General features: G+C 66.7%; 15 protein-coding genes. 8 read left to right on the forward strand and 7 right to left on the reverse strand.

The features are described 5' to 3' along the window. From WAW17_RS18385 to WAW17_RS18395, 3 genes are all read right to left on the reverse strand, one after another. Positions 1-789, reverse strand: a 789-nt coding sequence (locus WAW17_RS18385) for an MFS transporter (protein ID WP_422334367.1), incomplete at its 3' end; no start/stop codon positions are given. A 4-nt stretch (positions 790-793) separates the two neighbouring features. Then, positions 794-1,258, reverse strand: a complete 465-nt coding sequence (locus WAW17_RS18390; RefSeq protein ID WP_422334368.1) for a hypothetical protein — start codon at positions 1,256-1,258, stop codon at positions 794-796. A 67-nt stretch (positions 1,259-1,325) separates the two neighbouring features. Further along, positions 1,326-2,252 carry an AEC family transporter gene (locus tag WAW17_RS18395; RefSeq protein ID WP_422334369.1) on the reverse strand — a complete coding sequence of 309 codons (927 nt, stop codon included), beginning with the start codon at positions 2,250-2,252 and terminating at the stop codon, positions 1,326-1,328. 123 nt (positions 2,253-2,375) lie between these two features. On the opposite strand from WAW17_RS18395, the gene WAW17_RS18400 reads away from it, so the two are divergent. Then, positions 2,376-3,395, forward strand: coding sequence for a serine hydrolase domain-containing protein (locus WAW17_RS18400; RefSeq protein WP_422334370.1), 1,020 nt, complete (start codon positions 2,376-2,378; stop codon positions 3,393-3,395). Between the two features lie 69 nt (positions 3,396-3,464). On the opposite strand, the gene rpsR is transcribed toward WAW17_RS18400, so the two are convergent. Genes rpsR through rpmB form a run of 4 tightly spaced genes read right to left on the reverse strand, consistent with a single transcriptional unit; the run spans position 3,465 to position 4,449 of the window. Next, positions 3,465-3,719 carry a 30S ribosomal protein S18 gene (gene rpsR / locus WAW17_RS18405; RefSeq protein ID WP_009478875.1) on the reverse strand — a complete coding sequence of 85 codons (255 nt, stop codon included), beginning with the start codon at positions 3,717-3,719 and terminating at the stop codon, positions 3,465-3,467. A 10-nt stretch (positions 3,720-3,729) separates the two neighbouring features. After that, on the reverse strand, positions 3,730-4,035 hold the full coding sequence (gene rpsN, locus WAW17_RS18410; RefSeq protein ID WP_422334371.1) for a 30S ribosomal protein S14: 306 nt from the start codon (positions 4,033-4,035) through the stop codon (positions 3,730-3,732). Between the two features lie 10 nt (positions 4,036-4,045). Then, entirely contained in the window at positions 4,046-4,213 is a 168-nt protein-coding gene (rpmG, locus tag WAW17_RS18415; RefSeq protein ID WP_422334372.1) for a 50S ribosomal protein L33, read from the reverse strand. Beyond that, the gene (gene rpmB, locus WAW17_RS18420; protein ID WP_422334373.1) at positions 4,213-4,449 is read right to left on the reverse strand and encodes a 50S ribosomal protein L28; all 237 of its coding nucleotides are present in this window, start codon (positions 4,447-4,449) and stop codon (positions 4,213-4,215) included. The genes rpmG and rpmB overlap by 1 nt, the downstream gene beginning before the upstream one ends. Before the next feature lie 97 nt (positions 4,450-4,546). Between rpmB and mrf the strand changes: the two genes are divergently transcribed. From mrf to WAW17_RS18455, 7 genes are all read left to right on the forward strand, one after another. Continuing rightward, positions 4,547-5,815 (forward strand): ribosome hibernation factor-recruiting GTPase MRF, encoded by a 1,269-nt coding sequence (gene mrf, locus WAW17_RS18425; protein ID WP_422334374.1) that lies wholly within the window; start codon positions 4,547-4,549, stop codon positions 5,813-5,815. Beyond that, complete coding sequence (locus WAW17_RS18430) at positions 5,812-6,072, forward strand: type B 50S ribosomal protein L31 (RefSeq protein ID WP_422334375.1); 261 nt, start codon at positions 5,812-5,814, stop codon at positions 6,070-6,072. The genes mrf and WAW17_RS18430 overlap by 4 nt, the downstream gene beginning before the upstream one ends. Positions 6,073-6,074: 2 nt before the next feature. Then, positions 6,075-6,248: a 50S ribosomal protein L32 gene (gene rpmF / locus WAW17_RS18435; RefSeq protein WP_422334376.1), complete on the forward strand. Its 174-nt coding sequence runs from the start codon at positions 6,075-6,077 to the stop codon at positions 6,246-6,248. A gap of 64 nt (positions 6,249-6,312) precedes the next feature. After that, positions 6,313-6,999, forward strand: a complete 687-nt coding sequence (locus tag WAW17_RS18440) for a response regulator transcription factor (RefSeq protein ID WP_422334377.1) — start codon at positions 6,313-6,315, stop codon at positions 6,997-6,999. Beyond that, on the forward strand, positions 6,999-8,477 hold the full coding sequence (locus tag WAW17_RS18445) for an ATP-binding protein (protein ID WP_422334378.1): 1,479 nt from the start codon (positions 6,999-7,001) through the stop codon (positions 8,475-8,477). Before WAW17_RS18440 ends, WAW17_RS18445 begins: the two co-directional genes overlap by 1 nt. Positions 8,478-8,606: 129 nt before the next feature. Continuing rightward, positions 8,607-10,022: a trypsin-like peptidase domain-containing protein gene (locus WAW17_RS18450; protein ID WP_422334379.1), complete on the forward strand. Its 1,416-nt coding sequence runs from the start codon at positions 8,607-8,609 to the stop codon at positions 10,020-10,022. Further along, positions 10,022-10,457: MogA/MoaB family molybdenum cofactor biosynthesis protein (locus WAW17_RS18455; RefSeq protein ID WP_422334380.1), on the forward strand; the 436-nt coding region annotated here is incomplete at its 3' end. The genes WAW17_RS18450 and WAW17_RS18455, both read left to right, overlap by 1 nt.

Raw genomic sequence — 10,457 nt, forward strand, 5'->3', positions numbered from 1 at the left:
CGGGAGGAAGGCACGTGAGACTATCGACGCCGCGGTACGGGCAGTCAGTAGCAGCGTCACCAGCAGAACGCTGAAGCCGAATTCCTCGCCGAGCACGGGAAGATACGCGACGACCACATCCACCGACGCCAGGACGACGAGGCTACTGAACACGGCCGGCCGCATTCCCTTCGTCCCGAGCATGCTTGCGACGGACTGCTGCTTCCGCTCGGACGCCACGGCAATCGATCGAGGTCTCTCCCGGATCGGCCAGGCGAACGGAACCGCGAGGAGGGAGACCGCCGCCATCACGAACAAGGCGGGAGTGGTGGGAACCGCGCCGCCGTTGCTGCCGGACGCGATGAGCCCTACGACGGGAACGCCGACGGCCTGGCCGATCGAGACACCGAGAGTGAGTCCCGCAAAACCCCGGTCGAGTTCACCCGGCGGGGAGAGGAGCGTGATGAATCCCTGACTCGCCACCGTCACGAGGATCTGACCGAATCCCAGCACCACGTTGCCGAGCGCGACCGTGGTCAGATCGTCGCTCAGTGCGATGACGAGCACACCCAGCGACGACAGCACCACGCCGGCTCGGAGGACCGCCGCCGCATGACGTTGATCCACCGCCCGTCCGATCCGGACGGCGACGAGCAGAGGTGCGAGTGAGAACAGTGCGGCGATGATGCCGATGGTGACGGCGTCGCCACCGAGGTCGAGGACGCGGTAGGAAACGAGAACGCGGACACCGTGGTATACGGCTTGGAGTAGTGCTGTTGCGATGCAGACATTGAGGAACCAGTGCTTCACCGGTTCACCCGTTGATCACCTTGCGATCACCGAGCGGCGACTCCAGCCGGACCTCGAGGGTGCCGAACACGGCCACGAGAATGCACATCTTGTCCGCTGCCTCGGGGAGCGTGCCGGTCCGCAACGAGATCGCCACAGTCGTGTCGGTTTCGGTGACCGTCGCGTCGGCGCCGTAACACTCCGGGGTTCCCGTGACGAAATGTATCGCGACCCTGTGGTCCCCGGCCCGGGACCACGATTCGAAGGGTGTCGGGTGCGCTTGGACGATGTCGGGTCGCGGAGTGAAGACGGTCTGGAAGTCCTCGCCGGGCACTTCGGTGGGTTCCGGCATCCCGGACGACGGTGAGGTGGCGTTCGGATCAACAGTGGACGACAGGTCGATCGAGCGTGCCGGTTCTTCGGTGACCGAACCCGAGCCGCACCCGGCGACGGCCAAGCAGGCCACGATTGCGAGGGCGATTACGCGCATGACCCACCGTAACCCGCTCGTCCGCGCGGTCCCGGGAGCTGCGGGACTGCCGTCGGGTGCAGGCGAGTCAGGACAGCAACGCGGCGACGATCCCGATTGCAGGGATCGACGCGAGCGTCGTGACGAAGGCGCTGTCGCGGGCGAGCACTGTTCCGCGTTGATACCGGCTGGCGTACACGAACACGTTCTGTGCGGTCGGCAGGGTCGAGACGACCACGATCGCGAACAGTTCGTGGCCGTCCAATCCCAGCAGGTACCGCGCCATCAGATACGCGAGGATCGGTTGCACGAGGATCTTCAGCGTCGATGCAAGGGCCACGTCCCGCCGGGGGCTCGTCCCCTTCTGCAGCACCCGGACGCCGTTCAACGAAAGTCCGAATGCCAGCAGCGCACCGGGGACGGAGGCGCCGCCGATGAGCCGGAACGGTTGCATGATCGCCTCCGGCGGGCTCCAGTCCATGACCGCGATGAGCAGTCCCGCCGCGCCGGCGAGCACGATCGGATTCTTGAACGGTGCGGCGATCGTGGCACGCAGCGACGCACCGCCGCGCATCGTGGTGACGTCGAGAACCGTCAATGCGATCGGCGAATACACGACGATCTGGAACAACAGGAGTGGTGCCACGAAAGACGCGTCACCCAGCACGAATACCGCAATGGGAATCCCGAGATTCGCGGAGTTCACATACGACGCGGACAGGGCGCCGATCGTGAGCTCGGGAAGTGGCCTGTGCAGCCACAGCTTTGCCACAACCAGGTAGATTGCTGCCACTGTCACAGCTGTCGCAGCCGCGACGGCCAGGGTGGGTGAGAAGATCACCGAGAGGTCGGAGGACGCGAGCGAATCGAACAGCAGCGCCGGTGTCGCGACGAAGAACACGAGCCTGCCCAGTACGAACTCGCCCTCGGATCCGAGCGTTCCGCGTCGGCCGACAAAATAGCCGATCGCGATGATGACAAAAATTACGGTGAATCCCGCAACCACTCCCGACATGCTGCGGGGAACCTCCTCGGTGGTCGGCCTTCTTCCGGCAAACCGTCCGAAGTGTAGTGCGCGGCCATCGTGGCCCGTCACAATGGTGGAGGTCGGGATCGTGAAGGCGTGCAAGGAGGCGCGATGTCGCGTCGAAAGACGATTCTGCGTGCCCTGCTATGCGCGCTTGCCCTTGTCCTTATGGGGGCTCCGAGGGCGGCAGCGCTGGCACCGCCGTCGAGTGGGGACCCCGCACTGATCGCGATTGCCGGTGAGGTGCTGGGGCGAAGTTACCGCGAAATCGCCACCGTCGCGTACGTCGACACCACGGGTACGCGGTTCGCCAACTTCGGTGCCACCGAAGAAGTCGAGTACGAGATCGGTTCGGTGACCAAAACTTTCACCGCCGAGTTGTTCGTCGATGCCGTCCGCCGCGGGGAGGTGCGTGAAGACACGAAGGTCGGGCAGCTGTTGCCACTCGACGGCACCGCGGTGGCCGACGTGACACTGCTCGAACTGGCGTCGCACACGTCCGGTCTCCCGCAGTTTCCCGTCGACGTCGATACCGCCCTCGCCGTAGGGCAATGGATGATCGCCGAAAACCCGTTCACGTTCGACGGTGAGGAACTGCTCGCCCAGATGCACTCGGCGCCGCTCACGAACCGCGGCAACCACGCCTATTCGACAGTCGGATACGCACTGTTGGGGCAGGCCCTCGCGGCCGCTGCCCACACCGATTACCGAACACTGCTGACCGAACGGATGCTGATTCCACTCGGACTGTCCGATACATGGCTGCCGTTGACGGCCGCTGAGTTGCCAGACGATGTCACTCGGGGTTTCGATGCCCTCCACCGGTCTCAGGCACCGTGGCCGCTGGCCGCGTACGCGCCGTCCGGTGGACTGCGCTCGACGGGGACGGACATGGCCGGTTACGCACGGCAACTCTTGGACGGCTCGGTGGGGCCCGAGGCGATGGATCGGCCGCTCACCTGGTCGCTCACCGAATACGAGGGCAGGACCTACACCGTGCACGGCGGGGCCACGGGCGGTTTCCAGTGCACCATCGTCCTCGACCGCGCCCACGATCGTGCGCTGGTAATACTCACCAACACCATCGGCGCTCTCGACAAGCAGGCGATGGAGATACTCGGCCGGATGTAGAAGGTCCGCGGTTCCGTCAAGTGAAAAGCCGCGCAACCCAGTGGGCTGCGCGGCTTTGGGTCCTCGGTGCTACCGGCTCGTGAAGGGGAGCAGTGCCATCTCGCGGGCGTTCTTGACGGCAACGGCAACCTGGCGCTGCTGCTGCGGGGTCAGGCCCGTCACGCGGCGGCTACGGATCTTGCCGCGGTCCGAGATGAAGGTGCGGAGAAGGTTGATGTCCTTGTAGTCGACGTGCTCGATCTTCGCCGCGAACAACGGGTTCTTCTTCGGCTTGCGGCCCTCGACGGGGCGCGGCTTCTTGGACGGTGCTCTCTTGACTGCCATCTCTGTTCCTTTACCAGCTCGACTTGTGGACGCCTGGCAGCTCCCCGCGGTGCGCCAACTCGCGCACACGCACGCGAGAGAGCCCGAACTTCCTCAGGTGGCCGCGCGGACGTCCATCCGCAGCGTCTCGATTGCGCAATCGTACCGGACTGGCATCCCGGGGCAGACGTTGCAGTGCCGCCTGCGCCCGGAGGCGTTCGTCCGAGCTGCTCGCCGGGAGGCGGATGATCTCCTTCAGTTCCGCCCGGCGGTCCGCGTGGCGCGCCACGACCGTCTTGCGCTGCTCGTTCTTTGCGATCTTCGACTTCTTTGCCATCTGGTATCCGTTACTTCTCTTCGCGGAAGTCGACGTGCTTGCGGACGACGGGGTCGTACTTCCTGAGCACCAGCCGGTCGGGGTCGTTTCGGCGGTTCTTGCGGGTGACGTAGGTGTATCCGGTGCCTGCTGTCGACTTCAGCTTCACGATCGGCCGGATCTCGTTGCGAGCCGCCATCAGAGTTTCACTCCACGGGCCCGGATTCGGGCAACGACGGCCTCGATGCCGTCCCGGTCGATCGTCTTGATGCCCTTTGCGGAGAGCGTGAGGGTGACGCTCCGGCCTTCGCTGGGCAGGAGGTAGGTCTTCTTCTGAATGTTCGGGTCCCAGCGCCGGTTGGTGCGTGTGTGGGAGTGCGACACGGACTTGCCGAATCCTGGCTTGCGTCCGGTCACTTGGCAGTGCGCCGACATGGGCGTTCCTCTCTGTCCCCTCGCTGAATCGCCTCGAGGAGTAATGACAATCATTTTCGACAACGATGAGATTCCACTGTAGCGTCCTGTATACGTAATGACAATCGTTATCGAAAGGGTGCTCGTGAGTGAGATACTCGACGGCCGGACGCCGCTGATCCTGGTATCCGGGTGGAACGGCCCCACCGAGGGCGTGGCGCGGTCGCTGCTCCGCGAAGGCACCGTCGTCGTGCATCACGACCTGGGTCTGTTGTGCGAAGGCGTCGTGCGCCGCACCGTAACCACGGTGGAGTCAGGGATGCCGCGCGAGCGCCTCGGCGTCCTCGAGCTGGCGCACGGTTGCATCTCCTGCACGCTGCGTGAGGACCTTGTCCCGCTGCTGCGTCGCCTGCATGCCCGTAGTTCGGTGCAGCGCATCGTGCGGCACCTCGACCGCCGGCTCGAACCGGAGGCCGTCTGCTGGGCGGTCGAGCACGTGTCGGTGTCCGGAGTGGTGGGACAGATCGACGGTCCGGCGGCCCGCGACGTGCGCGTCGACGGCGTGGTCACCTGCATCGACGCCGAAACCTGGCTCGACGACGCCACCGGCGACGGCGAGCTGGACGACGACCGGACCGTCGCGCAGGTGGCGGTTGGGCAGGTGGGCTTCGCGGACGCCCTGGTGGTGACGGGAAACGCCGGCGACGGATGGCAACAGGCTCGGCTGCATGCGGTACTGGCACGCCTGGCGCCCGGGGCGCCGATCGCCTGGTCCAACGATTCCGTTCCCGATGTCGACAGGCTCCTGCACGCCGTCCCGGGCGACGCCCGTCGCGGTGAGGTCTCGCACGCACATTCGCCGCTGCTGCGTGGTCAGCCACCGCTTTCCTGCGACTTCGGCGTGATGCTCGTCGAGTTCTCGGCGAACCGGCCGTTCCACCCCGAACGGCTCCACGAGGCGATCGACGTCCTTCTCGAGGGAGTGGTGACCGCGCGCGGACGGGTATGGGTGGCGACGCAGCCGGACGAGGCGCTGTGGCTCGAGTCTGCGGGCGGGGGACTGCGGGTGGCGAGCGCCGATCGTTGGCTGGCGGCGATGACACCCGAGGAGCAGCAGAGGGTGCCCACCGCGCGCCGCGCCATGGCCGCACTGTGCTGGGACGAGCGCTTCGGTGACCGGCACACCTCGATGGTGGTGCTGGTTCATGCCGCCGACCCCTCCGAGATCGACCGCACGTTGCAGTGGGCGCTCATCACGGACGAGGAACTGGCGGACGAGGCCGGATGGCACCGGTGGCCGGACCCGTTCGGTGAGTTCCACGAAGACCCCTGCGAAAGCAGTGAATCCCCTTATGCGCAAAACGAATCGAAAGAAGGACGCGAATGAAGAACGGTATCCATCCCGACTATCACCCCGTGGTGTTCCAGGACGCGAGCACCGGCACCACCTTTCTCACCCGGTCCACGCTGACGAGTGAGCGCACCGTCGAATGGGCGGACGGCAACACCTATCCGCTGGTCGTCGTCGACGTGACCAACGAGTCGCACCCGTTCTGGACCGGTGCGCAGCGCGTCATGGACACCGCGGGACGCGTCGAGAAGTTCCAGCGACGGTACGGAACCCGCACCCGGAAGGAGAAGTAGACATGGCGGTACCGAAGAGAAGGATGTCGCGGTCCAAGACGCGCAGCCGCCGAGCGCAGTGGAAGGCGCAGGTGCCGGATCTGGTCGGGGTCACGGTGCGAGGAGAGACCCATCGAGTGCCCCGACGACTGGTGAAGGCGGTGAAACTGGGCCTGCTGGACCCTGACAAGAGGTAGCCGGAATCGACGGGCAGGGACCCTTCTCAGCCATATCTCAGATGCCGAGGCCAAACTGTCCCGTATGCGCATTCTGGTGGTCGACGACGATCGGGCCGTGAGGGAGTCCCTCCGCCGTTCACTCAGCTTCAACGGGTACTCGGTGGATCTTGCCGTCGACGGTGTCGACGCCCTGGAAAAGGTGGCGGCCTCGCGGCCCGATGCGCTGGTGTTGGACGTGATGATGCCGCGACTGGACGGCCTCGAGGTGTGCCGCCGCCTTCGGAGCACCGGCGACGACCTGCCGATCCTGGTCCTCACCGCTCGCGACTCCGTCTCGGAGCGGGTGTCGGGCCTCGACGCCGGGGCCGACGATTACCTGCCCAAGCCGTTCGCGCTGGAGGAATTGCTGGCCAGGCTGCGCGCGCTGCTCCGCCGGGCCGCTCCGGAGCCGGGTATCGATTCGGAGAAGATGACGTTCGAGGACCTCACCCTCGATCCCGTCACGCGGGAAGTCACCCGGGGCGGACGGTCGATCAGCCTCACGCGCACCGAGTTCTCCCTGCTCGAGATGCTGATGGCCAACCCGCGCCGGGTGCTCACCCGTGGCCGCATTCTCGAGGAAGTATGGGGTTACGACTTCCCGACCTCGGGCAACGCGCTCGAGGTGTACATCGGTTATCTGCGCCGGAAGACCGAGGCGGAGGGTGAACCGCGTCTGCTGCACACGGTCCGCGGCGTCGGCTACGTGCTGCGGGAGACTCCACCGTGATGGCAGTTCCGTTCCACAAGACAGCTGCCAGAACCGAGTCGGCGAATCCCGAGGCGAACCACAACTCGCGTCCTCCCCACGGCCCGGCGCAGGCGCCGCCGATGATGAGACCGCCGATGCCATTGACTCGGTCGGTGTCGTTGCGCTGGCGTGTGACGCTGCTGGCCGCCTCGGTGGTGGCCATCGCGGTGGCGGTGATGGCGATCGCCGCCTACGCGGTGGTCTCGCGTGCCCTCTACGCGGACGTCGACAATCAGCTTCGCACCCGGGCATCGGCACTGATCGACAGCAATCTCGTCACGTTCGACCCGCGCTACATCGCGGGCGCAACCCTGTACACCACGGACATCAGCGTGGCGCTGATCTTCCCCGATCTGAATACGTACACCCCTCCGGGGTCGAGTGTCCCGATCGGTGAACCCGAGCTGTCCGTAGCCCGCGGCGAACGTGACACCTCGCTGCGGACGGCCGAGAACGAGCGTGTTCTGGCCGAGCGGACGCAGGACGGCAGCACGCTCGTGATCGCGCAGCGACTGGCCCCGACCGGAGCGGTGCTGGACCGGCTGGCGTGGGTCCTGTTCGTCGTCGGCGGGTGCGGGGTGGTCCTCGCCGCCGCCGCCGGAACGACGGTGGGACGGACGGGCCTGCGCCCGATCGCGCGTCTCACCGCGGCCACCGAGCGGGTGGCGCGAACCGACGACCTGACCCCCATCCCGGTGACGGGAAACGACGAAATCGCGCGGCTCACCGAGAGTTTCAACACGATGCTTCGTGCGTTGGCGGAGTCGCGTGAACGGCAGAGCCGGCTGGTGGCCGACGCCGGCCACGAGCTGAGGACGCCCCTCACCTCGCTGCGCACCAACATGGAATTGCTCATCGCGTCGAGTCGGCCCGATGCACCGCACATCCCGGACGAGGACATGGCCGAATTGCGCACCGACGTGGTGGCGCAGATCGAGGAGCTGTCGACCCTGGTGGGTGACTTGGTCGACCTGGCTCGGGAAGACGCACCGGAGACGATCTTCGAACGCGTCGATCTCAGCGAAGTGGTGGATCGGTGCCTCGAGCGGGCGCGACGCCGGCGCAACGAAATCGACTTCACCGCGGCGACCGTCCCCTGGTTCGTCTACGGCGACCAGGCGGGGCTGTCGAGGGCCGTGCTCAACGTGCTCGACAACGCGGCCAAGTGGAGTCCCACCGGCGAGCAGGTGCGCGTCGCGATGAAACCGGCAGGGCAGGGACTGCTCGAGCTGACCGTCGACGACGCCGGCCCCGGTATCCCCGAGGAAGACCGGGAATTGGTGTTCGACCGCTTCTACCGGTCCACCGCGTCGCGTTCGATGCCAGGCTCCGGGCTGGGACTGGCGATCGTGCGGCAGGTGGTGATCAAGCACGGTGGCACCATCGGGGTGGATGTCTCGGAGCGGGGCGGTGCGCTGATTCGTATCGTGCTCCCGGGCGAACCGGGCTCGAACTAGCCTGGACAGGCAGGATCTCGGCGAACTTACAGGCCGATCTCAGGACCTTCTCAGTCCCGCCGGGCATTCTCGTCTACAGAGACGGTGCGTCTGCCCCTGCGGACAGGCGCGGGAGATGGAAGTGATGCGATGACCGAAGAGAGAAACGGCAACCACGGCGGCAACCCGGACAACACCGGTCGTGACCAGGGCGGGTATCCGGGTGCGGGCCACCAGCCGGCCGGGCAGTTCCCTGCCGCGCCACAGCAAGGCGGCCCGGGACACGTGGGACAGCACGCGTACGGCGGTGCCGGTTACTCGCAGACCAACCCGTACGGTGCACCCCAGCAGCCGACGCAGCAGTTCGGGCATCCCCAGCACGGGGCGCCGCAGGGCCCGCTCCCGGGTCAGCTCGGCCAGCCCGGGCCCGGATCGACTGCGACCACCGCTACCAAGCGTCCGGCCCGCGCGGCACTCGTAGCGGGAGCTGTCGCATTGGCGCTGGTCAGCGGTGGCATCGGGGGAGTGGTGGGATCACTGGCGACCGACGGCGGCGGTAGCAGAACCCCTGTCACCAACTCTCTGGAAGCCCCGAAGAACAACAGCGCCACCCCGGCAGCCAGCGCTCCGGCAGGTTCGGTGCAGGCGGTGGCGTCGAAGGTCGTCCCGAGCGTCGTGAAGATCGAGGTGGCCAGCGCGGCCGGGACCGGTGGGGAGGGGTCGGGTGTCATTCTCTCGTCCGACGGACTGATCCTCACCAACAACCATGTGGCCGGCGCGGCGGCCCAGGGCGGCAAGCTGTCGGTCTCGTTCTCGGACGGGACCACCGCTCCGGCGACCCTGACCGGCGCCGACCCGGTGTCCGATCTCGCCGTCATCAAGGCGGAAGGCAAGACCGCGCTGACCCCCATCGAACTGGGCAGCTCGAGCAGCGTCCAGGTGGGTCAGCAGGTGGTGGCGATCGGTTCTCCGCTCGGCCTGGCGGGCACGGTCACCGAGGGCATCATCTCCGCCCTCAACCGTCCGGTCTCCACCAGCGGCGAGTCGGGCAACCAGAACACGGTGATCGACGCCCTCCAGACCGATGCCGCGATCAATCCCGGTAACTCGGGTGGAGCCCTCGTCGACAGGGAGGGCAAGTTGATCGGCATCAACACCGCCATTGCGAGCATCGGCGGCACGGCCGCCGGTGAGCAGGGCGGATCGATCGGCCTCGGATTCGCGATTCCGGTCGATCAAGCGCGGCGCATCGCGGATGAACTGGTGAAGACCGGTAAGGCGACCCAGGCGATCATCGGAATCCAGGTCCCGTCCCGTGACAATGTCAACGGCGCGACCGTCGTCGAGGTCACCGCCGGCGGCCCGGCGGAGAAGGCCGGGATACCGAAGGGGGCGGTGATCACCAAGGTCGACGATCGTGTCATCGACAGCGGCGACGCCCTCATCGCCGCCATCCGCTCACATGCACCGGGAGACACGGTGTCCGTGACGTACACCGGCGCCGACGGGTCCGGCCGGAAGACCGTCGAGGTCACACTCGGCACCGCCGAGCAGGGTGGCCGATGATGAATCAAGGGATTCTCGGGCAGGTCGAGTCTGTTCTGGCCGCGGCCACTACGGTAGGAGCCATGGAAATGGAAGCCTCCTTGGCCGGCCGCGCGCTGGTGGTAATCGTCGACGACCGCACCGCTCACGGTGACGGCACGGACTCCATCGGCCCACTGGTGACCGAACTGCTGAGTGAGGCCGGCTTCATCGTCGACGCCATCGTCGCCGTGGCCGCCGACGAGCTGGAAATCCGTAACGCACTCAACACCGCGGTCATCGGTGGTGTCGACCTCGTCGTCTCCGTCGGTGGTACCGGTGTGTCGCCGCGGGACGTTGCTCCCGATGTCACGGCAGAGGTACTCGACCGCGAGATCCCCGGGATCGCCGAGGCATTGCGTTCCTCCGGTCTTTCCGCCGGTTCCCTCGACGCCGGTCTCTCGCGCGGGCTCGCCG

The sequence above is a fragment of the Rhodococcus sp. (in: high G+C Gram-positive bacteria) genome (genome assembly GCF_049286785.1).
GTDB lineage: Bacteria > Actinomycetota > Actinomycetes > Mycobacteriales > Mycobacteriaceae > Rhodococcus_F.